21 protein-coding genes are annotated in these 22,288 nt (G+C 72.6%); 15 read left to right on the forward strand and 6 right to left on the reverse strand.

The genetic code is table 11. The annotated features are described in order from the left end of the window. Positions 1–176 precede the first annotated feature (176 nt). The 4 genes from msrB to K4B79_RS32640 form a co-directional block, all read right to left on the reverse strand. Positions 177–584 carry a peptide-methionine (R)-S-oxide reductase MsrB gene (msrB, locus tag K4B79_RS32625; protein WP_232030917.1) on the reverse strand — a complete coding sequence of 136 codons (408 nt, stop codon included), beginning with the start codon at positions 582–584 and terminating at the stop codon, positions 177–179. A 28-nt stretch (positions 585–612) separates the two neighbouring features. Beyond that, the gene (murC, locus tag K4B79_RS32630; RefSeq protein WP_232030918.1) at positions 613–2,004 is read right to left on the reverse strand and encodes a UDP-N-acetylmuramate--L-alanine ligase; all 1,392 of its coding nucleotides are present in this window, start codon (positions 2,002–2,004) and stop codon (positions 613–615) included. A gap of 85 nt (positions 2,005–2,089) precedes the next feature. Continuing rightward, positions 2,090–2,569, reverse strand: a complete 480-nt coding sequence (locus K4B79_RS32635; RefSeq protein ID WP_374208533.1) for an indole-3-glycerol phosphate synthase — start codon at positions 2,567–2,569, stop codon at positions 2,090–2,092. A gap of 165 nt (positions 2,570–2,734) precedes the next feature. Beyond that, complete coding sequence (locus K4B79_RS32640) at positions 2,735–3,556, reverse strand: pyrimidine reductase family protein (RefSeq protein ID WP_232030919.1); 822 nt, start codon at positions 3,554–3,556, stop codon at positions 2,735–2,737. 1,045 nt (positions 3,557–4,601) lie between these two features. Between K4B79_RS32640 and zapE the strand changes: the two genes are divergently transcribed. The 10 genes from zapE (at position 4,602) to K4B79_RS32690 (ending at position 14,466) form a co-directional block, all read left to right on the forward strand. Beyond that, positions 4,602–5,714, forward strand: a complete 1,113-nt coding sequence (gene zapE / locus K4B79_RS32645) for a cell division protein ZapE (RefSeq protein ID WP_232030920.1) — start codon at positions 4,602–4,604, stop codon at positions 5,712–5,714. A gap of 253 nt (positions 5,715–5,967) precedes the next feature. Next, positions 5,968–6,360: a hypothetical protein gene (locus K4B79_RS32650; protein WP_232030921.1), complete on the forward strand. Its 393-nt coding sequence runs from the start codon at positions 5,968–5,970 to the stop codon at positions 6,358–6,360. A 78-nt stretch (positions 6,361–6,438) separates the two neighbouring features. Continuing rightward, positions 6,439–7,017, forward strand: a complete 579-nt coding sequence (locus K4B79_RS32655) for a carbonic anhydrase (protein ID WP_232030922.1) — start codon at positions 6,439–6,441, stop codon at positions 7,015–7,017. A gap of 14 nt (positions 7,018–7,031) precedes the next feature. Beyond that, on the forward strand, positions 7,032–8,513 hold the full coding sequence (locus K4B79_RS32660) for a SulP family inorganic anion transporter (protein ID WP_374208534.1): 1,482 nt from the start codon (positions 7,032–7,034) through the stop codon (positions 8,511–8,513). A gap of 115 nt (positions 8,514–8,628) precedes the next feature. Continuing rightward, positions 8,629–9,405 carry a slipin family protein gene (locus tag K4B79_RS32665; RefSeq protein ID WP_232030924.1) on the forward strand — a complete coding sequence of 259 codons (777 nt, stop codon included), beginning with the start codon at positions 8,629–8,631 and terminating at the stop codon, positions 9,403–9,405. A 93-nt stretch (positions 9,406–9,498) separates the two neighbouring features. Next, complete coding sequence (locus K4B79_RS32670) at positions 9,499–10,905, forward strand: PhoX family protein (RefSeq protein ID WP_232030925.1); 1,407 nt, start codon at positions 9,499–9,501, stop codon at positions 10,903–10,905. A 26-nt stretch (positions 10,906–10,931) separates the two neighbouring features. Then, positions 10,932–11,813, forward strand: a complete 882-nt coding sequence (locus K4B79_RS32675) for a PPK2 family polyphosphate kinase (protein WP_232030926.1) — start codon at positions 10,932–10,934, stop codon at positions 11,811–11,813. A gap of 37 nt (positions 11,814–11,850) precedes the next feature. Next, on the forward strand, positions 11,851–13,368 hold the full coding sequence (locus K4B79_RS32680; protein ID WP_232030927.1) for an FAD-dependent oxidoreductase: 1,518 nt from the start codon (positions 11,851–11,853) through the stop codon (positions 13,366–13,368). Positions 13,369–13,428: 60 nt separating this feature from the next. After that, entirely contained in the window at positions 13,429–14,268 is an 840-nt protein-coding gene (locus K4B79_RS32685; protein ID WP_232030928.1) for a polysaccharide deacetylase family protein, read from the forward strand. 18 nt (positions 14,269–14,286) lie between these two features. Then, positions 14,287–14,466 (forward strand): hypothetical protein, encoded by a 180-nt coding sequence (locus tag K4B79_RS32690; RefSeq protein WP_067441567.1) that lies wholly within the window; start codon positions 14,287–14,289, stop codon positions 14,464–14,466. Positions 14,467–14,493: 27 nt separating this feature from the next. On the opposite strand, the gene K4B79_RS32695 is transcribed toward K4B79_RS32690, so the two are convergent. Further along, entirely contained in the window at positions 14,494–15,165 is a 672-nt protein-coding gene (locus K4B79_RS32695; protein WP_232030929.1) for an ABC transporter, read from the reverse strand. Then, a complete protein-coding gene (locus K4B79_RS32700) occupies positions 15,162–16,025 on the reverse strand; it encodes an ABC transporter ATP-binding protein (protein ID WP_232030930.1) in 864 nt (287 codons plus the stop codon). The genes K4B79_RS32695 and K4B79_RS32700 overlap by 4 nt, the downstream gene beginning before the upstream one ends. Between K4B79_RS32700 and K4B79_RS32705 the strand changes: the two genes are divergently transcribed. The 5 genes from K4B79_RS32705 to K4B79_RS32725 all read left to right on the forward strand — a co-directional run bounded on the left by K4B79_RS32705 (position 16,024) and on the right by K4B79_RS32725 (position 22,219). Further along, positions 16,024–16,788: a peptidyl-tRNA hydrolase gene (locus K4B79_RS32705; protein ID WP_269464225.1), complete on the forward strand. Its 765-nt coding sequence runs from the start codon at positions 16,024–16,026 to the stop codon at positions 16,786–16,788. The genes K4B79_RS32700 and K4B79_RS32705 overlap by 2 nt on opposite strands. Positions 16,789–17,005: 217 nt before the next feature. Further along, the gene (locus tag K4B79_RS32710) at positions 17,006–18,313 is read left to right on the forward strand and encodes a DUF692 domain-containing protein (protein ID WP_232030932.1); all 1,308 of its coding nucleotides are present in this window, start codon (positions 17,006–17,008) and stop codon (positions 18,311–18,313) included. A 520-nt stretch (positions 18,314–18,833) separates the two neighbouring features. After that, the gene (locus tag K4B79_RS32715) at positions 18,834–19,649 is read left to right on the forward strand and encodes a DUF4142 domain-containing protein (protein ID WP_232030933.1); all 816 of its coding nucleotides are present in this window, start codon (positions 18,834–18,836) and stop codon (positions 19,647–19,649) included. 98 nt (positions 19,650–19,747) lie between these two features. Continuing rightward, positions 19,748–20,524 carry a TIGR04222 domain-containing membrane protein gene (locus tag K4B79_RS32720; protein ID WP_232030934.1) on the forward strand — a complete coding sequence of 259 codons (777 nt, stop codon included), beginning with the start codon at positions 19,748–19,750 and terminating at the stop codon, positions 20,522–20,524. A gap of 117 nt (positions 20,525–20,641) precedes the next feature. Continuing rightward, on the forward strand, positions 20,642–22,219 hold the full coding sequence (locus K4B79_RS32725) for an alpha/beta hydrolase (protein ID WP_232030935.1): 1,578 nt from the start codon (positions 20,642–20,644) through the stop codon (positions 22,217–22,219). Positions 22,220–22,288 lie beyond the last annotated feature (69 nt).

The following is a 22,288-nucleotide window of genomic DNA, read 5'->3' on the forward strand; positions in this document are numbered from 1 at the left end:
TTACAACCGGGAGCGGATCCACTCGACCATCGGCTACATCACGCCGTACGAAGCGAGAACCCGCTACCGACAACGACTCGGCCTTGCGGCATAGAACGGAAGTGTCGGGCCCCGAGGGGTCACTTCAACCTGGTCAGGGCCTCAGTTACGCACTATGCGATGGTGCGCCACGCGGATCAGCCCTCGTCCGGCGTCAGCCGCAACGAGATGCTGTTGATGCAGTACCGCTGATCCGTCGGAGTCGGGTAACCCTCCCCCTCGAACACGTGTCCCAGATGCGACCCGCACCGAGCACACCGCACCTCAGTCCGCACCATCCCATGCGACCGGTCCTCCACAAGTTCCACCGCATCGGAGTTGCGTGCATCGTAGAAGCTCGGCCAGCCGCAGTGGGACTCGAACTTCGTGGTGGAGGTGAACAGTTCGGCGCCGCAGGCGCGGCAGGAGTAGACGCCCGTGGTCTTGGTGTCGGTGTACTCACCGACGAAGGCGGGCTCCGTGCCGGCCTGCCGCAGGACGGCGTACTCGGCCGGGGTCAGCTCCGCGCGCCACTGCTCGTCCGGCTTCTCGACGTCGTACGACATGAAGGCCAACCCCTTACTTCTGTGCGAGTCACTTCTGTGTGAGACGGTCCAGGATCCGCGGGCCCAGGTCCGTCACGTCACCCGCGCCCATGGTGAGAACGAGATCACCGGCCTTCGCCATTCCCGCGACCGTCTCCGGCACCGCGTCCTTGTCGTGGACCGGCGTCACGTCCGCGCCCGCGGCCCGCGCGGCCTCGATGATCAGCTCGCTGGTGACCCCGGGGACCGGGTCCTCGCGGGCCGGGTAGATGTCGAGGACCACGGAGGCGTCCGCCAGGGTCAGGGACTGCCCCATCTCCTTGCCGAGCTCCTGGGTCCGGGAGAACAGGTGCGGCTGGAAGACGACCAGGATCCGGGCGTCACCGGCCGCCGCCCGCATCGCCTCCAGGTCCGCGGTCATCTCGGTCGGGTGGTGGGCGTAGGAGTCGATGACCTGGACGCCGGCCGCCTCGCCCTTCAGCTGCAGGCGCCGCTTGACGCCCGTGTACGCGGCCAGCGCCGGGGCGAGCTCGGCGGCCGGGACGCCCAGCGCCACGCCCGCGGCCAGCGCGGCCACGGCGTTGTGCGCGTAGTGCCGGCCGGGCACGGAGACCGTGAAGGTCAGCTCGACGCCGTCCAGCAGGACCACGACCTCGCTCTTCAGCCCCTGCGCGGTCACCGACAGGATCCGCACGTCCGCGTCCGCCGACTCCCCGTACGTCACGGTCCGCACCGATCCGGCCAGCCGCCGCGTCAGCTCCCGCGCGCCCTCGTGGTCCGCGGTGATCACCAGCGTGCCGCCGGGCACGATCCTGCCCGCGAACGTCTCGAAGGACTCGTAGATCTCGTCCATGGAGGCGTAGTTGGCGTGGTGGTCCAGCTCCACGTTGAGGACGATCGCTACCTCGGGGGCGTACTTGTGGAAGCTCCGGTCCGACTCGTCCGCCTCGGCGACGAAGATCTCGCCCTCGCCGTGCAGGGCGTTCGAACCGGGCGCGTCCAGGTCGCCGCCGATGGCGTACGACGGCCGCAGCCCCAGCTCGCCCAGCGACACCGCCAGCATGGACGTCGTGGTCGTCTTGCCGTGCGTACCGGCGACCGCGATCGGCCGCAGGCCGTCCATCAGCCGGGCCAGCGCGTCCGACCGGTGGACCACGGGGACGCCCAGCTCGGCCGCCCGCGCCAGCTCCGGGTTGTCGGCCCGGATCGCCGACGAGACGACCACGCACGTGGCGTCGTCCGCCAGGTGCCCCGCCGCGTGCCCGATGTGCACGGTCGCCCCGAGCGCCCGCAGCGCCTCGGCCGTCGCGGACTCCTTCGCGTCACTGCCCGCGACCTTCGCCCCCCGCTGCGCGAGGATCTTCGCGATCCCCGACATCCCGGCCCCACCGATCCCGATGAAGTGCGGTCGGTCCATGGCGGTGGGAATGCCGGGTGCCATGCGTTTTCTCCCCAGAGTGCGGTACGACGATGAGGGCCCAGCCTATTGCGTCCGGCCCCGTGCCCACCTCAAGGGGCGTCAGCCCCTACGCCTGCGCCTTGCTGTGCGAGAACAGCTTCAGCACCGGCACCCCCACCTTGTGCCGCGCCCTGGACGCCCAGTCCCGGTGGAAGAACTCCTCCACGTAGTGGGGATCCGTCAGCACGATCACCTCGTCCGCGCCGATCTCCTCGACCAGCGACTTCAGCGCGTCCAGCGGATGATCCTCGATCAACCGCCCCTCCGCCTCGCTGCCCGCCGCGCGCAGCGCCCGCAGGGACACGGTCAACGCCTGCTCCCCGACCCCCTTCGCCTCGTCCCCCTCCGGCGTCTCGCCCTCCCGCACCGCCTCGTCCAGCTCGCCGAGCGCGACGTCGTCGATGGCCCGCAGCAGGCGGTCCGCCTGGTCGCCGCGCGGCTGGAGCAGCACGTGGAAGGCGACCTGCTCGTCCCCGTGCAAGGTGGTGACGAACTCCACGTCGGCGGACGTAAGGGCCTTCTCGATCATCAAAACGCTTGTGAACACCAGGCGCCCTCTCTCCTCCGTGGGCCGTGCCAGGCCCCTGCGGAAACCATCCTGCCCCGTGATCTCACGGGTACTGCCGGATTCAGTGTGCCCGTCGGACAGTAAACGGAACGGTAGATTCCGCCGATGTCGTGACCAGCGGTAACGCTCGAACCCCCTTGCGGTTCACCTGCGCGCGTACCGGCTGAACAAGAACCCCTCCTCCTCCAGCAGCGACACCAGCCCGAACCGCTGCGGAACCGCCACCGACGGCCCCCCGGCGATGCGCTGCGCGTCCCCCGCGGTGAGCATCGGGGAGACGGTCAGGCACAGCTCGTCCAGTACCCCGGCGGCCACCAGTTGACCGAGCAGTCGCGGCCCGCCCTCCGTCAGCAGCCGGGTGTGCCCCAGTTCGGCGAGCGCCCGTACGGCCCGGGCGGGCTCCACGCCGACGCCGTCCCCGGCGACGACCACCCGGGCGCCGGACTTCTCGGCCGCGGCGATCCGGTCGGGGGCCGCGGCGGCGCCGGTGAGGATCAGGGTGGGCACCAGGGGCGAGGTGAACAGCGGGAGCGAGAAGTCCAGGTCCAGGCTCGCGCTGACCACGGCGATCGCCGGTGCCGGCCCCTGCCCGGCCGCCTCCCGCATCGCCGCGAACTCCGCACGCGCGCGTGCCGGGCGGTAACCCTCCTGGCGTACCGTTTCCGCACCGGCGACGACCACGTCCGCCAGGGCCCGCAGGGTGCCGAAGATCCGCATGTCGGTCGCGGTGGAGATGGGCTGCGACCGGCCGTCGTGCTGGGCCGCGCCGTCGAGCGTGGACACCATGTTGGCCCGCAGCCAGACCTCCGGCCCGCCGGCCCCGGCCGCTCCCCCCGGCCCGAGCTCCGGATAGGCGTACGCGGCGGCCAACTCGGCGAGGCTCCACTCACGGTCGCCGGAGACGCCACCCTCCCCTCCGGCGGCGCGGGCGGCTGTCTCGTCGGTCACAGGGAACAGGCGTCGCATGCCGTGCAGTCTGGCACGCCCCTCAGCGCCTGTCCGGTGGACCATGCCCCGGGACACGGGGGCCTGGCACGCACTCCCCCAGCGCCCCAAAGGCGGGAGGGGGACCGCCCCCCCCCAGCAGCGGTCTCGCCGGTCGCCGACTCCCCTCCCCCACCCGAATGCGCTCACGCGGGGCCCCATCGCGTCGCCACCCTCGTCCGCCTTCCGACCGCACGCTCCCCACGCCCGAAGCAACCCTGCGGGCCCCCGTCGCCCCGGCTGGAAGCAACCCTGAGCGGGATCCCATCGCCCCCTCGAAGCAACCCCATGCGGGGCCGATCGCCCCCGCTCCAAGCAACCCTGCGGGCCACCTCACCCCCTCTCGAAGCAACCCTGCGGGCCCCCGTCGCCCCGGCTCGAAGCAACCCTGCGCGGGATCCCATCGCCCCCCCTCGAAGCAACCCCATGCGGGGCCGATCGCCCCCGCTCCAAGCACCCCCGTGTGGGGCCTCCTCGCCCCCGCTCCAAGCAACCCTGCGGGCCACCTCACCCCCTCTCGAAGCAACCCTGCGGGCCCCCGTCGCCCCGGCTGGAAGCAACCCTGCGCGGGATCCCTCGCCCCCTCTCCGAGCAACCCCACGCGGGCCCCCATCGCCCCCGCTCGAAATCCCGCGCGGGCCCCCATCGCCCCCACTCACCGGCACCGATCAAGCACCACCACACCCCCGCCGATTCCCCCACGCCCGAAAGCGCTCACGCGCGGGCCCCCATCACGTCACCGCCCTCATCCGCCCTGCGGCCGCACTCTCCCCACGCTCAAAACAACCCCGCGGGCCCCTATCGCCCCAGCTCCAAGCAACCCCACACGGGACCCCTCGCCCCCTCTCCGAGCAACCCCACGCGGGCCCCCATCGCCCCGGCTCGAAACAACCCCACGCGGAACCCCTCACCCCCGCTCGAAACAACCCCACGCGAGCCCCCATCGCCCCCCACCCACCGCCACCGATCAGCCACCGGCCACACACCCGCGCCCCACCTCGCCGGACAGGCCCTAGCATGGGTAACCGTGCCTACCACTCCCGCCGCGCCCGGATTCGGCTCGATAGCCGACACCGCCCCGCTGTCCCTGTGCGCCCGTGAGCCGCACGTTCCCGCGGACCGGCTGGTCGCCGAGATGGTGCCGCCGCCGCGGTTCGACTCGGTGCGCTTCGGCACGTACGTCCCGGACCCGAACCAGCCGAGCCAGACCGAGGCCGTGCGGGTCCTGGAGTCCTTCGCCGCCGGACTGGGCGGTGCACACGCCTCCGGCGCCGGAAAGCCCCGGCGCGGTTTCCTCGGCCTGGGCAAGGCCAAGGCGCCCAAGGCCCCGGCCGGCCCGCGCGGGGTCTACCTCGACGGCGGCTACGGCGTCGGCAAGACCCACCTGCTGGCCTCGCTCTGGCACGCCACCCCGGCCGAGCCCGGCCTGAAGGCGTTCGGCACCTTCGTCGAGCTGACCAACCTCGTCGGCGCCCTGGGCTTCCAGAAGACCGTGCAGACCCTCTCCGGCCACCGTCTGCTGTGCATCGACGAGTTCGAGCTGGACGACCCGGGCGACACCGTCCTGGTGTCGACCCTGCTCGGCCGGCTGGTCGACGCGGGCGTGGCGCTCGCCGCCACCTCCAACACCCTCCCCGGCAAGCTCGGCGAGGGCCGCTTCGCCTCGGCCGACTTCCTGCGGGAGATCCAGGGCCTGTCCGCGCACTTCCGCCCGCTGCGCATCGACGGCGAGGACTACCGCCACCGCGGTCTGCCCGAGGCCCCGGCGCCGTTCACCGACGAGCAGGTCACCAAGGCCGCGCACGCCACCCCGGGTGCCTCACTTGACGCGTTCCCGCGCCTCCTCGACCACCTCGCCCGCGTCCACCCCAGCCGTTACGGCGCCCTGACCGACGAACTGCGGGCCGTCTGCCTCACCGCCGTCCAGGCGGTGCCCGACGAGTCGACGGCCCTCCGGCTGGTCGTCCTCGCGGACCGGCTCTACGACCGTGAGATCCCGGTCCTGGCCTCGGGGCAGCCCTTCGACCGCCTGTTCAGCGAGGGGATGCTGAAGGGCGGCTACCGCAAGAAGTACTTCCGGGCGATCTCCCGTCTGACCGCCCTCGCCCGGGACGCCAAGGGCCTCGTCGAGTCCGCCTGACAACACGCCCGTACACCCGCTCGTACGGGCGCTTATACACCCGGAATTCCTTCACCCCGCTCTGCCATACCCGGTCAACGGGCCTTGATCAAGAGCCGGTTCGCGCCAAGCTACCTGCGCGCTTCAGCCTCTCTTCAGCTGGAAACGTTAAGTTAACCCTGCAAACAACTTTGCCGAGCTAAGGTGTTTCTTGACCAGTCGTTGACCAAGCGTTGGTCTGTACAAAAGGTGTGAACTACCGAGAGGGGGGCGCATGTTCCGAGGTACGACGGCACGAACCGTGCTGGCGCTCCTCGCCGCCGCCCTGCTCGCCCTCCCGTTCTTCGCTCCCACCGAGTCCTTCGCATCCGCGCACACGATCGGTCAGGTCGAGGCCAAAGGTCAGCCCGGAACCAAGCTCTCCGGGAAGGCCCTGCGCGACGAGACGGCCACCTCCCGCCACTGCGAGGCCTCCGGGGACCCGACCGGTCCCCTGCGCCCGCGCGACAGGCATCGCGCCGTCGACTTCGCTCCCCAGGGGCCCGAGTGCCCCTCGCTCCGCCGGGACGAGACAGACGTCCCCGAACGCCTCACGCGCGACTCGTTCGCGCTGTCGAGATCCTCGGCCGCGCACACCCCTGCCGCTCTGCAGGTCTTCCGCTGCTGACAGCAGTGGAGTTCTCCCCCCACCACTGTCATGTAAGTCCGACGCGCCGTTCGGCGCGCCAGGAGGAGTCACCACATCATGCAGCCCCTCATCGACAACGCCCGCATGTTCGGACAGCGCCCTGAGGAGTTCGCCAAACTGGCCGAAGGCCAGTCGCCGCAGGTCCTGTTCATCACCTGCTCCGATTCCAGGGTCGTCCCGGCCCTGATCACGGGCGCCCGGCCCGGCGAGCTCTTCGAGCTGCGCACCGCCGGCAACATCGTGCCCCCGTACGCCTCCGAGCACCCCACCAGCGAGGCCGCCACCATCGAGTACGCCGTGGAGGTGCTGGGCGTCCGCGACATCGTGGTCTGCGGCCACTCGCACTGCGGCGCCGTCGGCGCCCTGGTCCGCGGTGACGACCTGGACGCCGTCCCGGCCGTCCGCGACTGGCTCGTCAGCGCCACTCCGCGTCCCGCCGGAGCGGTCGAGGACCCGTGCGTCGCCGAGGGCGTGCAGAGCCACGTCCTGGCCCAGGTCCTGCGCCTGCGCTCCTACCCGTTCATCGACAAGAAACTGACGGAGGACCAACTGACCCTGCACGCCTGGTACTACGAAGTCCACACCGGCCGGGTCCACGCCCACCGCGCCGAGACCGACGCGTTCGAGGGTCTGTGACCGCCATGACGACCATGACCTCCAGGTTCCCTCATCTGAGGCAGGACTTCCTCGCCTCCATCGTCGTCTTCCTGGTCGCCGTACCGCTGTGCGTCGGCGTGGCGGTCGCCTCCGGCGTCCCCGCCGAGCTGGGTCTGATCACCGGCATCGTGGGCGGCCTCGTCACCGGGCTCATGCGCGGCAGCAGCCTCCAGGTCTCCGGACCGGCCGCCGGCCTCACCGTGCTGGTCTTCGAGGCCGTCAGCGAGTTCGGGGTGGGCACGCTCGGTGTGATCGTGCTGATGGCCGGTCTGCTCCAGCTCGCCATGGGCTTCTTCAGGATCGGCCGCTGGTTCCGGGCGATATCCGTCTCCGTCGTCGAGGGCATGCTCTTCGGCATCGGTCTGGTGATCATCGCCGGCCAGATCTACGCGGCGGCGGGCCTGAAGGCCCCGGAGTCCGGCCTCGGCAAGATCACGGGGCTGCCGGGGGCGTTCTCCGACGCGCTCGGCAGCACCGAGGCCCTGGCCTCCCTCGCGATCGGCGCGGGCACCATCGCCGTCATCGTGCTGTGGAAGAAGATGCCGAAGGCCGTGCAGTCCGTCCCCGGCGCCCTCGCCGCGGTCGTCCTGGCCACCCTCGCCGGCCTCGTCTTCAGCCTCCCGGTCGCCACCGTGGAGGTGGAGGGCCTGCTCGGCGTCATCCAGCCGCCCGACACCGGTGCCCTCGGCGAACTGGCCAGCCCTGCCATCTGGGGCACGATCATCGCGTTCGCGCTGATCGCCTCCGCCGAGAGCCTGTTCAGCGCGGCGGCCGTGGACCGGCTGCACGACGGTCCGCGCACCGACTACGACAAGGAGATGATCGCCCAGGGCGTCGGCAACACCGTCTGCGGCGCCCTCGGCGCGCTGCCGATGACCGCGGTGATCGTGCGCAGCTCCGCCAACGTCAACGCGGGCGCGAAGACCAAGGCCTCGCGGGTGCTGCACGGTGTGTGGCTGCTGCTGTTCGCCGCCGCGATGCCGTGGGCCCTGGCCCTGATCCCGATCCCCGCGCTGGCCGGCATCCTCGTGCACGCGGGCTGGAAGCTGATCCCGTTCCAGCAGATCGCGACGCTGTGGCGGGGCCACCGCGGCGAGGCGCTGATCCTCATGGTCACCGCCGTCTCGATCGTCGTGGTGAACATGTTCGAGGGCGTGCTCATCGGTCTGGCCCTGTCCGTCGTCAAGACGGCGTGGGAGGCCTCGCACCTCAAGATGGAGGTCGTCGACAAGGGCGCCGGCCCCATCCAGGCGCACCTGTCGGGCAACGCGACCTTCCTCAGGCTGCCGAAGATCCTCGACAGCCTGGAGGCCCTGCCCCAGGACCGCCCGGTCGAGCTGGACCTGTCCGGGCTGCACCACCTGGACCACGCCTGCCGTACGGCGCTGGAGAACTGGGCCGAACGGCACAGCGCGGTCGGCACCGAACCGGTGCGGGTCACCGAGCCCGAGCCGGTGAAGGTCACCGCTCCGTAAGCACACCGGGAGTACGCACCGGATGCCCGGTCCGGGGTCGATCGTGGCCCCGGACCGGGCATCCGGCATATCGTGGCAGAAGCGGCGACATCGGACCTCTGAGCGGGAGGCCGGCATGCTCCAGGAACTGTTGACGGCGGCCGCGGCGACCGGTTCCGCCGGGCTCGTCTACGTGGCCTCGGCGGCGCGGGTGGTCAAGCAGTACGAGCGCGGGGTGGTGTTCCGGCTCGGACGGCTCGCGGGTGAGGTGCGGCCCCCGGGCTTCACGATGGTGGTCCCGCTCGTGGACCGGCTGCACAAGGTGAACATGCAGATCGTCACGATGCCGGTGCCGGCCCAGGAGGGCATCACCCGGGACAACGTGACCGTGCGCGTGGACGCGGTCGTCTACTTCAAGGTGGTCGACGCGGCGAACGCGCTGGTCCAGGTCGAGGACTACAAGTTCGCGGTCTCGCAGATGGCCCAGACCTCGCTGCGCTCGATCATCGGCAAGAGCGACCTGGACGATCTGCTCTCCGACCGCGAGAAGCTCAACCAGGGCCTGGAGCTGATGATCGACAGCCCGGCCGTCGGCTGGGGCGTGCAGATCGACCGCGTCGAGATCAAGGACGTCTCGCTGCCGGACACGATGAAGCGCTCGATGGCCCGGCAGGCCGAGGCCGACCGCGAGCGGCGGGCCCGGATCATCAACGCCGACGCCGAACTGCAGGCGTCGAAGAAGCTCGCCGAGGCCGCCAAGGAGATGTCCGAGCAGCCCGCCGCGCTCCAGCTGCGGTTGCTCCAGACGGTGGTGGCGGTCGCCGCCGAGAAGAACTCGACCCTCGTCCTGCCCTTCCCGGTGGAGCTGCTGCGGTTCCTGGAGAGGGCTCAGGAGCGGCCTTCGGGCACGTGACACGTTCTACGCGCGTGGTTCCCGAGGCTCCCCGCAGGTGATAGACACAGCGGCGTCACAAGGTTCCTGTCCGCCAGCAGGAAGGGCGTTGCCATGTCCGAATCCACCGCCGCGACAACCACCACGACACCTACCGCCGCGACACGCCGTCAGGTCCTCGCGCGCACCGGGGCGCTGGGCGCCTCGATCGCCTTCGCCGGAAGTCTCCCCGAGCTCTTCGCGGGCACCGCCGCCGCGCAGCAACTGGGCCACAGCGACTACGGCCCGCTGATCCCCGATCCCAAGGGCCTGCTCGACCTGCCCAAGGGTTTCCGCTACCAGGTCCTCTCCCGCGAGGGCGACCCCTTGCGCTCCGGTGAGGGCAAGGTCCCCTCCAACCACGACGGCATGACGGCCCTGCCCGGCAGACACGGCCGCGTCCACCTGGTCCGCAACCACGAGAACCGCCACAACGGCCGGATTCCCGTCCCGACGGTCGAGGGCCTGACCTACGACCCGGCGGGCAAGGGCGGTTGTACGGCCCTGACGCTGGACTCCCGCAACAAGGTGCTCTCGGAGCGGGTCGCGATCGCCGGTACGGCCGTCAACTGCGCGGGCGGGCCCACCCCTTGGGGCACCTGGCTGACCTGCGAGGAGACCGAGGACAAGGCCGGCACCAACGGTTACACCAAGGACCACGGCTTCATCTTCGAGGTCGACCCGGCCGACCCGCACCGCTCCGGCGCCGTACCGCTGACCGCGATGGGCCGCTTCCAGCACGAGGCGATCGCCGTCGACCCGAGGCGGGGCATCGTCTACGAGACCGAGGACGCCTTCGAGCGGCCCTTCGGCCTGTTCTACCGCTTCCTGCCGAAGAAGGCGCCGGGCGGCCCGGGTTCACTGCGCGCGGGCGGCCGGCTCCAGGCGATGCGGGTGCCCGGCGTACCGGACCTGTCCTCGATCCACGAGACCGGCGCCTGCTTCGACGGCGTCGAGTGGGTCGACGTACCGGATCCGCTGGCGGTCGAAACCCCCATCCGCTTCCAGGACTTCGGGCCGAAGGGCATCACGCACGCACAGAAGCTGGAGGGCTGCTACTGGGGCGGCCGGAGCGTCTACTTCGTGTCGTCGTTCGCGCGCAGCGCGGAGGGCTCGGCGGCGGACCACTTCGGGCAGATCTGGCGCTACGACCCCTCCTCGCGCCGGCTGACCCTCGTGATCGTCTTCGGCCCCGACACGGACATCCAGCTCCCCGGCGAGTCCCCGGACAACATCTGCCTCGCCCCCAGCGGCGGCCTGATGGTCTGCGAGGACGGCAGCGGTATCCAGCACGTCTACGGCGTCACCCGCCGGGGCCAAGTGTACGCGATGGCGCGCAACGCCCAGAACATCGGTACCCCCGAGGAGCCGGAGTACGGCGAGTTCGCGGGCGTCGCCTTCTCGCCGGACGGGGAGACGATGTACGTCAACTGCTACACACCGGGGACGACGTTCGCGGTGACGGGCCCCTGGCGCAGGTAGCCGACGGACGAGAGAGGTGGTCCCCCGTGGCCGAGCCGCACAGGACAGGCAGGGCGGGCAAGGGCACGAAGGCCGGGCTGCGTGAGCTGCTGCGCGTGCCCGGCGGCGCGCCCGTCGACCTGACCGCGTACGACACACGAGCGGTCCGCGGCGGCCCCCGGGACAAGACCGCGGGCCTCGCCGCCACCTCGGACCTCGGGGACCACCTCGCCGACCTCCAGGAACGCCTGTTCGCGGCGAGCACGGCGGGCGACCGGCGCCGGGTGCTGCTGGTGCTCCAGGGCATGGACACCAGCGGCAAGGGCGGCACGATCAAACACGTCATCGGCTACTGCAACCCGTCCGGCTGCCGCGTCCGGGCGTTCAAGGCCCCCACCCCCGAGGAGCGCAAGCGCCACTTCCTGTGGCGCATCGAGAAGGCCCTCCCCGAGCCCGGCGAACTCGGCATCTTCGACCGCTCCCACTACGAGGACGTCCTGATCGCCCGCGTCCGCGAGCTCGCCCCGCGCGAGGAGATCGAGCGCCGCTACGACGAGATCAACCGCTTCGAGCAGTCCCTCGCCGACGACGGCACGACCGTGATCAAGTGCTTTCTGCACATCTCCTACGAGGAGCAGCGGCGCCGCCTGCTCAAGCGCCTGGACCGGCCGGACAAGCACTGGAAGTTCGCCCCGTCCGACATCGACGACCGGGCGCTGTGGCCCGCGTTCCAGGAGGCGTACGCGATCGCCCTGGAGCGGTGCTCGACCCCGCACGCCCCCTGGTACGTGATCCCGGGCGACCGCAAGTGGTACCGGAACTGGGCCGTGGGCCGACTGCTCCTGGAGCATCTGGAGGCGCTGGACCCGCGCTACCCGAAGCCGGACTTCGACGTGGCCGAGTGCCGGGAGCGGCTGCTCGCGCGGTGAGCCCGATGAACCTCCCGGGACGGGGTACCCGGCCGACATGACCGAGAACTCGCACGTCAGCGGCTCGTACTGGCTCCAGACGGCACCCGGGCCCGACCGTCCGGCGCTCGCGGAGGACCTGGACGTCGACGTGGCCGTGATCGGTGCCGGGGTCGCCGGGCTGAGCACGGCGTGGGAGCTGGCGCGGGCCGGGCGGACCGTGGCGCTGCTGGAGGCCGGCCGGGTCGCGGCCGGCGTCACCGGGCACACCACCGCGAAGCTCACCGCGCTGCACACCCTGATCTACGACAAACTGCGGCACACCCGCGGCCCGGAGGGCGCCCGGCTGTACGCGCGCTCGCAGAGCGAGGCGATCGAGCGCGCCGCGGAGATCGCGGACGAGCTGGGCGTCGACTGCGACTGGGAGCGCCGCAGCGCGTACACGTACGCGTGTGACGCGGGCCGGATCGACGAACTGCGGGCCGAGGCCGAGGCGGCCCGCGAGGCGGGGCTGCCGGCGTCCTTCGTGACCGAGACCGGGCTGCCGTTCCCGGTGGCGGGCGCGGTGAAGGTCACCGGTCAGGCGCAGTTCCACCCGCGCAAATACCTCCTCGCGCTCGCCGAGGACCTGGTGGTGCGGGGCGCCCACGTCCACGAGCACACCACGGTCATCGGTCTGGAGGAGGGCGAGCCGTGCCGGCTGACCACCGACACCGGGGCGCGGGTGAGCGCCCGGGACGTCGTGGTCGCCACGCACTACCCGGTCTTCGACCGCGCCCTGCTCTTCACCCGGCTCTCCCCGCGCCGCGAGCTGGTCGTCGCCGGGACCATCGACGCCGAGCGGGACCCGGACGGCATGTTCATCACGCCGGACGAGGGCACCCGCTCGGTCCGCACCGCCCCGGCCGAGGACGGACGGCGCCTGCTCGTCGTCACCGGGGAGCACTTCACGCCCGGTACCGGCGACACCCGGGCCCGCTTCCAGCACCTGGCCGACTGGGCCGCCGAGCACTTCCCCGACGTCACGCTCACGCACTCCTGGGCCACCCAGGACAACGACCCGACGGACACCGTCCCGCTGGTCGGCCCCCTGCACCCGGGCGCCCGCCACACGTACGTGGCCACCGGCTTCGGCGGCTGGGGCCTGAGCGGCGGCATGATGGCGGGCCGGCTGCTGACCGCGCAGATCACCGGCGAGGAGTGCGCCTGGAGCGGGCTGTACGACCCGCGCAGGCTGCGCTCCACGGTGCGCGAGGCGCCCGCCTTCCTCAAGCACCAGGCCCAGGTGGCCCGCCACTTCGTGGGCGACCGGCTGCGGCCCGGCGGGCCCGTCGAGGGCATCGAGCGTGGTGAGGGCGCGGTGGTCCGCGTGGACGGCGAACGGCTCGCGGTCCACCGCGACGAGGCCGGCCACCTCCACGCCCTCTCCCCCCGCTGCACCCACCTGGGCTGCCTCGTCGCCTTCAACGCCGCCGAACGCGCCTGGGAGTGCCCCTGCCACGGCTCCCGCTTCGACACCGACGGCAAGGTGGTCCAGGGCCCGGCGACGAGGCCGCTGGAGCAGCGGGACATCTGACCGGGTGACCTCCCGGTCGCGCCTGCCACCACGGAGGGATGATCATCCTACGTTCGTACGGTGATCATTCGCGTACGACGTGCCACCCTCGCCTGTGTCCTGAGCGCCGCCGTCCTGACCGCGTGCGGCACCGTCCAGGAGCCCCCGGCCGCCCGCCCGGCCCCTTCGGCGCCCGCGCCCTCCCGTCCGCCCACACTCGCCCCGGGGCCCGCCGCGCTCACCCCCGTCTTCCGGCACGGCCCCCGCACCCCCGACAAGACCGTCGCGCTCACCTTCGACGCCGACATGACCGCCGGTCAGGGGCCGCGGGCGGCGGCGGGTGAGCGGTTCGACAACCCGCGGCTGATCGCGACGCTGCGGGCGCTGGAGGTGCCGGCGACGGTGTTCATGACGGGCCGCTGGGCCGAGGAGTACCCGGTGCAGGCGCGCTCCATCGGGCGTGATCCGCTCTTCGAGGTCGCCAACCACTCCTACAGCCACTACGCCTTCACCGCGGACTGCTACGGGCTGCCGACCGTCTCCGCCGACCGGATGCGGGCGGACGTGGAGCGGGCGTACGCCGCCTTCCGGAAGGCCGGGGTGCCCGAGCCGATGCCGTACTTCCGTTTCCCGGGCGGGTGTTACGACCGGAAGGCCCTGAAGGCGCTGGCCCCGGCCGGGGTCACCGCCGTGCAGTGGGACGTGGTGGGCGGGGACGCCTTCGCGACGGACGCGGACGCGGTGGCCCGGCAGGTCCTTCAGGGGGTGCGGCCGGGGTCCGTGGTCGTGCTGCACTGCACCCGCAGCGCCGCCCCGGCGACCGAGCGGGCCGTGCGGACGGTCGTGCCGGAGCTGCGCGAGCGGGGCTACCGGTTCGTGAAGGTCTCCGAGCTGATCGGCGCCGCCGCCGGCCGACCGTGAGCGTCCTACGCTGGAGGAATGAGCGAGGACTACTGCACGATCCGCGACGCGGTGAAGCCGCCGACGGCGGAGGGGCCGCCGTATGCGGAGTGTGTGCTGTGCCGGGAGCCGACCGAGTACCCGGAGTCGTACAAGGGGATCACGCTGTGCCCGGTGTGCGAGTGGCAGGAGGCGCAGCGCACGGCCTGCTCCGGCTGACCGGCGGGCTCGGGGCGACCGGCGGGCTCACGGTGACCTGCGCGAGGTGAGTGCGCAGGCCGCCACGGTGGCGACGGCCGCGAGCAGGGCGGATCCGGCGAGCGGGAGCACGGGCAGGTCGACCGTGCCCGACCGCGACCCGGCGACCAGCCCGCTGACCGCCGCCTGCGCCGGGGAGCCCGAGACCACCAGCGAGAGCAGGGCCGCGAGCAGCAGCGCGGGGACCGCCCTGCCCGTCGTGCGCAGCACCGGCCAGGCGGTGAGAGCGCCGACGGCCGTCCCCAGCAGGGCGCAGGCCAGCGCGGCGAGCAGCCCGGCGGCCCCCGCCGGGAGCACCGGCACCCGGGTCTGGTGGTCGGAACTCACCGGATCGCTGATCCAGGTCAGGACGACGGTCGCGACCGCGCCGAGGACGGCCGCACCGCCCAGCGCCACCAGCAGCCGGGCGAGGTGCGCCCGCCCGGGCCCCACCGCCGCGGCCACGCAGTGCTGGGCCGCGGGCGGCTCGGCCGAGACGCAGATCCGCACCAGCCAGGCGGCGACGGGCAGCAGGGCGGCGGCCGCGTAGCCGAGCGAGTCGAGCACGGGCTGCCCGCCCTGTACGCCGACGCCCAGGAACACGGCGTACAGGATGAACGGCGGCAGCCAGCGCTGCGAGCGCAGGAGCAGGGCGGCCTGGTGGCGGAGGAGGGCGGTCACGCGCGGCCTTCCTGGTCGAGGGGGATGTCGGCACGCGCCACGCTCACCACGTGCCAGGACGGCCGGGCCGTGAGCAGCGTGCGGAGCAGGACGTCCGAGTGGGACACGGGGACGGTCACCCGGTAGGCACCCGGCACGGTCTCCTCCGCGGCGGCGAGCGGCAGGTCGGGCAGCCGGCCGCCCGGCGGGCCCTGGACCTCCACGACGACGTGCGGGCCGGTCGGCGCGGTCACCTGTTCCGTACGGCGGTCCAGAGCCCCCTCGCGCACGGCGTACGTCGCGTCGGGCACCCCCGCCAGGCGGTCCGGGTCGTGGTCGACGAACACCACGGCGCCTCCGGCCGCGGTCCGTTCGGCGACCGCACGCTCCAGTTCGGCCCGGGCGGCGGCGTCCAGGCCGGTCCACGCCTCGTCCAGGACGAGCAGCTCGGGGTCGGCCAGCAGGGCCTGGGCCACCGCGACCTTCTGGCTGCTGCCCTTGGAGAGCTGGGACATGGGGGTGCGGGCGTAGGGGGTGGCGCCGAAGCGGTGCAGCCAGTCCTCGGCGGCCCGGGCGGCCGCCGGCCGGGACAGGCCGTGGACGGCGCCGAGGTGGGTGAGGTAGCCGACCGGGGTGAAGGGCAGGGCGGACGGGAAGCGCTCGGGGACGTAGGCCGTGCGGGGGCGGCCGGTGATACGGCCCTCGGTGGGGGCGTCGATGCCGGCGAGGAGGCGGAGGAGGGTGGACTTGCCGGTGCCGTTGGTTCCCTCCACGCGGACGAGATCGCCGGGGTTGATCGTGAGGTCGACGTTGCGTAAGACCCAGGGGCCGCGGAGGTTGTAGCGGCGGCCCACCTTGTCGAGCCGTAGAGCGCGATGCATGAGGTCATCATGTCCTGTCGTGGCCACCCCTTTAGGGTTGGCCGGTGTGAGCGTTGAACCCGTATCCCCCGGTGACAGTCCCTTTCGGTCCGAGCGCACTCCGCGCGACGAAGCCCCGCAGTTCGTGCTGCCCCTGGTCGTCCGCATCGAGCGCGACGCTCCACCTGCCCGCACCGACGCCCTGGAGACCGCGGCGCGAGCGGTTCTCGTCCTGCTGAGCGACGAGCGCTCCGCCGGCGAGGGCGAGTGGGCCCAGGTCGTGCGGGACTGGCAGGACGCACGGATCCGGAAGGTCGTACGGCGTGCCCGCGGAGCCGAGTGGCGGCGGGCCGAGGCGCTGGACGGGATCACGGTGAGCGGGAAGACGGCTCAGGTCCGGGTGTTCCCGCCCGTGCCGCTGGACGGCTGGCCCAAGGACCTGGCCCGGCTCCAGGTGTCCGGTACCGATCTCGACGACCCGGAGCCGCCGGTGGAGGCGGACACCTCCGCGCCGGTGCTGTGGCTCAACCCGGAGCTGGAGATGTCGGCCGGCAAGGCGATGGCACAGGCCGGACACGGCGCCCAGCTGGCCTGGTGGGAGCTGTCGGAGGAGGAGCGGGCCGCCTGGCGGGACGCGGGTTTCCCGCTCGCCGTGCGCGGCGCGGACCCCGCCCACTGGAGCCAACTCACCACGAGCGGGCTGCCGTTGGTGCGGGACGCGGGGTTCACCGAGATCGCGCCCGGTTCGGCCACGGTGGTCGCGGACCATCCGGCCCTGCGATGACCCGTCGCGGCGCCCGCGTCTGAACATCCCGGCCCCCGCCCCCGTACTGAGGGGACCGGGGCGGCCCGTGAAGCGCCTCTCTTCCGGACCCGAACCTCAAATGTTGCTCTGAAGGCGGACGTCCAGGGGTTCGGGCCCCTGTGCCGGGGCCATACCCCCGTCACGCCCACGAGGGCGGCACCGCTCATCCGGAAGCAGCCGAGGAGGGGGACGGACCATGGAGCGACTGGGAACGGGCATCGGGTGGCGGCCGGAGATCGCGGACGCCGTGGAGGGCATGCCGGGGATCGACTGGGTCGAGGTCGTGGCCGAGAACGTGTGCCCCGGACATCTCCCGGAGTCCCTGCGGCGGCTGCGCGAGCGTGGGGTCACCGTGGTCCCGCACGGGGTCTCGCTCGGTCTCGGCGGTGCGGATCGGCCCGACGAGGGGCGGCTGACCGCGCTCGCCGAGCGGGCCGAGGCGCTGGGCTCGCCGCTGGTCACCGAGCACATCGCGTTCGTCCGCGCGGGCGGCCCGCTGACGGCCTCCCCCCGTCTGGAGGCGGGCCATCTGCTGCCGGTGCCGCGCACCCGGGACGCCCTCGACGTGCTGTGCGCGAACATCCGTGCCGCCCAGGACGCGCTGCCGGTGCCGCTGGCGGTGGAGAACATCGCCGCGCTCATCTCCTGGCCCGGCGAGGAGATGACCGAGGGACAGTTCCTGTACGACCTGGCCGACCGCACCGGTGTGCGGCTGCTGATCGACGTGGCCAACCTGCACACCAACCACGTCAACCGCGGCGAGGACCCGGCCGAGGCGCTCGCCGACCTGCCCCTGGAGGCCATCGCCTACGTCCATGTCGCGGGCGGTTTCGAACGCGACGGCGTCTGGCACGACAGCCACGCCCACCCGGTCCCGCGCCCCGTCCTGGACATTCTCACCGACCTCGCCTCCCGGGTCTCGCCGCCGGGGGTACTGCTGGAGCGTGACGAGAACTTCCCCGAACCCGCCGAGCTGGAGGGGGAGTTGGGCGCGATACGGGAGGCGGTGGCGAAGGGGGGCGCGCGGGCCACGACCCCGGCCGACGCGGTACGCACCGCGTCCGCCGCCTCCCCGTCGGCCGACGACCTCACCCGTCAGCGCCTCGCCCTGGCCCAGACCTCGCTGCTGTCCGCGCTGGTCGCCGGGACGCCCGTGCCCGAGGGGTTCGACCGGGTGCGGCTGGGTGTGCAGGCCCGGGCGCTCGCCGCGAAGCGGGCGGACGTGGTCGCGAAGGTGGCCCCCGAGCTGCCGGTCATCCTCGGCGCCTCGTATCGTCCGGCCTTCCTGGCCTACGCCCACGGCCACCCGATGACCGACGGCTACCGGCGCGATGCCCTCGCCTTCGCGGAACACGCCCTGCTCACCCACCAGTTGGACGATCCGTCGGCACGGCGGCAACTCCGTGAGTGGTGGCTGGAGCGGTCCGGTCCCGCCCCTCGCTCCGCGCGCCCGGCTGTCCGCCTCGCTCGCGCGACGCGCCGGGTACTGCTGCGCCGCGCGTAGCCTCCGGCGCGTATGCGGTCGCGTCTGCGGGCCGGTGGGGGCCGGTCGCGCCCACGCGGCGGAGCCGCATGTCGATGCGGCCCCGCGCCCCTAGGTGGCTACGGTCACCGTCCGCCCCCAGCTGCGGGGCTCTGTCTGCCTTAGCTGCGGGCAATCGTGCCGCTGGGGCGGCACGGGTGGGCGCAGGCGGCGCCCCGCAAGCGCGGGCGAGCGGCCCCACCCCTCGCCGCACCCCCGAGCAACAGGCCGATCCCACCTACGCCACCCCCGGCTCCCCCACTAGTCAGGGAACGCGCCCCCAGGTGTGCCCGGGTTAACACCCCGTCCCGACCGCACACCCGACCCACACCTTTCGCCCCCACTTGCCCCACAAGGGACCCCCTCCGCGCTCCCCCATTCGCCCCGACTCACCCCCGATACAACCATTCGCCCCCGTACGGCAGTTGGCGTGGACCCCGCAGTAACATGCCAATCCCGCACCTGAAACCCACTAGCGTGCGGTGCCGCAACAGGAGGCACCATGCGACCGCGACCCCCCGTCAAAGGCAGGGGCATCTTCACCGGCACCGGGCTCATCATCGCCGGGCTCGTGGCGACCCTGTTCGCCCTGGTCTTCCCGCTCTGGTCGTACGCCGACCGAGCCGGCACCGGTGTGGACGTGCTCAACGCCCAGACCGTGTCGACACAGTACGGCCCGCTGTCGGCCCTGGACCGGGAGTTCGTCACGAAGGTCCGGCTGGCCGGCCTGTGGGAACTGCCCGCCGGCCAGCAGGCGCAGCGGAAGGGCACCACACCGGCCGTCCGCACGGCGGGCCAACACCTCATCGAGGGCCACCTGTTCCTGGACGAACGGGTCCGGGACGTGGCGGCCAAGCTGGGCCTGGAGCTGCCCAACGAGCCCAACGACCAGCAGAGACAGTGGCTCGACGTCCTGAACGGCGCCCAGGGCGTCGACTACGACCGGCAGTTCGCGAACATCCTGCGGCTGGCGCACGGCAAGGTGTTCTCGGTCGTCGCCGAGGTCCGGGCGAGCACCCGCAACTCCCTCGTCCGGGCCCTCGCCGACGACGCCAACACCACCGTGCTGGACCACATCAAGGTCCTGGAGGCCACCGGCTACGTCGACTTCGACGCGCTCGCCCGGGACATGGCGATCGGGGACACACCGCCGCTCACCGCCTCACCGCCCCCACCCGTCCCGCTGGCCGATCCCAGGCCGGCGGTCCCTGTGACGCCGGTGGACCCGGTGACACCGGTGAACCCGTCGCCGTCCGCGAGTTATCCGCTCCCGCCCGCCGCCGCCAGCCCGCCCCCTCAGGCACCCGAGACCTCCTGAGTCCCGGCACCCACCGGAACGTCACATACCGGCAACGCTCCGTCCCGGATTATGACCAGGGCATGGCGCCGCCCGACCGGGTCGCATAGAAAAATCCCATGTTATGGGTCCTTCTCCTGCTACTGGCCTGGGCGGCCGCCGGTACGGCGTGCACGCGCCTGTGCCTGGCCGCCGTACGCGCGGCGGCCGCGGAGTCCGCGACCGCGGGCCGGGCACATGCTCTGACGCTGTACGAGGCCGCGTTCCTGTCGGGCGGTCCCGCGCGGGTCGCCGACCTCACCCTGGTCTCCATGGCCCGTCAGCGACGGCTGCTGCTCGCCCACACCGGCTGGGCGACCGTCGTCGATCCGCGCGGGCGGGACGACGTGGAGCGCTCGGTGATCGGCGCCATCGGACCGGAGGGGCAGTGCCGCATCGCCCCGGTCCGGGAGGCCACCGCCGCCGCGGACGCGGTGAGCGGCATCGCCGACCGGCTGGTCGACGCGGGGCTCGCCGTCCCCGACGACGCCCGTGCCGATGTCAGCGCCGGGGTGCGCCAGGTGCGGCTGGCCGCGGTGGCCGTCGTCCTCCTCGGCGCGCTCGCACTGCTGACACCGGCCCCGCCGGACATGCCGCGCGGCTTGGTCGCGCTCTGGTTCGGGCTCCCCTTCGCCCTCACGCTCAGCTGCCTGGCCATAGCGCGCATCGAGGTCCACCCGTACGCCCGCTGGGCCTCCCCCGCCGGACAGCGGCTCCTGGGCTCCCTGGCCCGGTACTCCGCGGCGGACGACCGCACCTACCTCACCTCGGTGGCCGTGCACGGCATCCGCGCGGTCGGCGAACCGGACCTGCGCGCGGCCCTCGCCCACCGCGAGCCGCAGCACTGGCGGCTGTGACGCCCGCCGGGGGCGCACGGAGGCATTGAGCCCACCTCGGGCGAGGCGGTGCTTGCCTTCACCCGCGGCCGAACGAAACATCCCTTTTGTTGCTGCCGTGCACCGAAGGGATACGCGATGAGAGCCCCCGCCCTCTACTCGGCCGCCGGGTCCTTGCTCCTGGCCACGCTCACCGCGGCCCCGGCACAGGGCGCCCCGGCCGTCCCGGGCGCGGCCGAACTGCACGGCACCGCCGTGGCGGCCGCCCGCGCCCGCGCCGAGGGCCTGGACTTCGGCGCCTGCCCCAAGGCGGAGGACCTGCCCGGCACCGTCCGGTGCGGCACGGTCTCCGTCCCGCTCGACTACGCGCGCCCCGACGGCAAGCAGATCCGGCTGACCGTCAGCCGGGTGCGGGCCACCCACCGGGACCCCGGCAACAGCAAGCGCCGGGTGCCGCGGCAGGGCGCCCTCGTCTTCAACCCGGGCGGGCCCGGCGCCTCCGGCATGTTCTTCCCGCTGATCGGCGCGCTCCCCGAGTGGAAGCGGCTGGCGGCGGCCTACGACCTCGTCGGCTACGCCCCGCGCGGGGTCGGCCGTTCCGCGCCGCTGTCCTGCAAGGACCCCAAGACCTTCTTCACCGCGCCCTCGCAGGCACCGACGCACCCCTCCGAGGCGTACAAGAAGAAGCGCATCGCCCGGGCCAAGGCGTACGCACGCGGCTGTGCCGAGCGGGCGGGTGACGCGCTGCGCCACTACACCTCCCTCAACAACGCCCGCGACCTCGACGTACTGCGCGCCGCCCTGGGCGAGCAGAGGCTGACGTTCATGGGAGCGTCGTACGGCACGTATCTCGGGGCGCTGTACGCCACCCTCTTCCCCTCACACGTACGGCGGATGGTCTTCGACTCGGCGGTGAACCCGGACCCCGAGCAGATCTGGTACCGCAACAACCTCGACCAGTCGGCCGCGTTCGAGGGCCGCTGGGCGGACTTCCGGGAGTGGGTCGCGCGGCACGACGACGTGTACGGGCTGGGCGCCACCGCCGAGCAGGTGCAGCGCAGCTACGACAGGGCGGCGGCGCGGCTGGCCCGGAAGCCCGCGGGCGGGAAGGTCGGGCCGGGGCAGTTGCAGGGCGCGTTCCTGTCCGCCGGGTACTACGACGACTACTGGCCGCATCGCGCGCACGCCCTGTCGGCTTATCTGAAGGGCGACCCCGAGCCGCTGATCCAGCAGGCCGGGCCGCATCCGGAGGCGGCGGCCGAGGCGGAGAACGCCAACGCCGTCTACACGGCCGTCGAGTGCAACGACGCGCCCTGGCCCACGGAGTGGGAGGTGTGGGACCGGGACAACACGCGGCTGGCGCGGGTGGCGCCGTTCGAGACGTGGGACAACGTGTGGATGAACCTGCCCTGCGCGTATTGGCTCGCGCCGCGTCAGCAGGTGGTTGATGTGCGGGCGGGCTTCGGGGAGTTGCCGCCTGTTCTGATTCTGGCCGCCGAGCGGGATGCTGCTACGCCGTATCAGGGGGCGTTGGAGTTGCAGCGGCGGTTGGCGGGGGCGGTGTTGGTGACCGAGCGGGATGCCGGTACCCATGGGATCGCCGGGGGGCCTAATCCGTGCGTCAACGGCCATGTCGAGGCGTATTTGCTGGAAGGGCGGCTTCCGGTGCGGCGTGAGTCCTGCGCGCCGCATCCGGAGCCGCGCCCTGCCGGGTGAGGCTGTGTGCCGGGTGCGCGTCCGTTGTGGCTGGTCGCGACCACGCGGCGGTAGCCGCAGATCGACACA

The sequence above is a fragment of the Streptomyces lincolnensis genome (assembly GCF_021173675.1).
Taxonomy (GTDB): Bacteria; Actinomycetota; Actinomycetes; order Streptomycetales; family Streptomycetaceae; genus Streptomyces; species Streptomyces lincolnensis_B.

Coding starts and splice junctions, on each gene's coding strand:
- K4B79_RS32725 (WP_232030935.1), top strand. CDS start 20,642: ATGAGAGCCCCCGCCCTCTACTCGGCCGCCGGGTCCTTGCTCCTGGCC.
- K4B79_RS32715 (WP_232030933.1), top strand. CDS start 18,834: ATGCGACCGCGACCCCCCGTCAAAGGCAGGGGCATCTTCACCGGCACC.
- K4B79_RS32710 (WP_232030932.1), top strand. CDS start 17,006: ATGGAGCGACTGGGAACGGGCATCGGGTGGCGGCCGGAGATCGCGGAC.
- K4B79_RS32640 (WP_232030919.1), bottom strand. CDS start 3,556: ATGCGACGCCTGTTCCCTGTGACCGACGAGACAGCCGCCCGCGCCGCC.
- K4B79_RS32720 (WP_232030934.1), top strand. CDS start 19,748: ATGTTATGGGTCCTTCTCCTGCTACTGGCCTGGGCGGCCGCCGGTACG.
- K4B79_RS32660 (WP_374208534.1), top strand. CDS start 7,032: ATGACCTCCAGGTTCCCTCATCTGAGGCAGGACTTCCTCGCCTCCATC.
- msrB (WP_232030917.1), bottom strand. CDS start 584: ATGTCGTACGACGTCGAGAAGCCGGACGAGCAGTGGCGCGCGGAGCTG.
- K4B79_RS32650 (WP_232030921.1), top strand. CDS start 5,968: ATGTTCCGAGGTACGACGGCACGAACCGTGCTGGCGCTCCTCGCCGCC.
- K4B79_RS32705 (WP_269464225.1), top strand. CDS start 16,024: ATGAGGTCATCATGTCCTGTCGTGGCCACCCCTTTAGGGTTGGCCGGT.
- K4B79_RS32690 (WP_067441567.1), top strand. CDS start 14,287: ATGAGCGAGGACTACTGCACGATCCGCGACGCGGTGAAGCCGCCGACG.
- K4B79_RS32655 (WP_232030922.1), top strand. CDS start 6,439: ATGCAGCCCCTCATCGACAACGCCCGCATGTTCGGACAGCGCCCTGAG.
- murC (WP_232030918.1), bottom strand. CDS start 2,004: ATGGCACCCGGCATTCCCACCGCCATGGACCGACCGCACTTCATCGGG.
- K4B79_RS32665 (WP_232030924.1), top strand. CDS start 8,629: ATGCTCCAGGAACTGTTGACGGCGGCCGCGGCGACCGGTTCCGCCGGG.
- K4B79_RS32700 (WP_232030930.1), bottom strand. CDS start 16,025: ATGCATCGCGCTCTACGGCTCGACAAGGTGGGCCGCCGCTACAACCTC.
- K4B79_RS32670 (WP_232030925.1), top strand. CDS start 9,499: ATGTCCGAATCCACCGCCGCGACAACCACCACGACACCTACCGCCGCG.
- K4B79_RS32680 (WP_232030927.1), top strand. CDS start 11,851: ATGACCGAGAACTCGCACGTCAGCGGCTCGTACTGGCTCCAGACGGCA.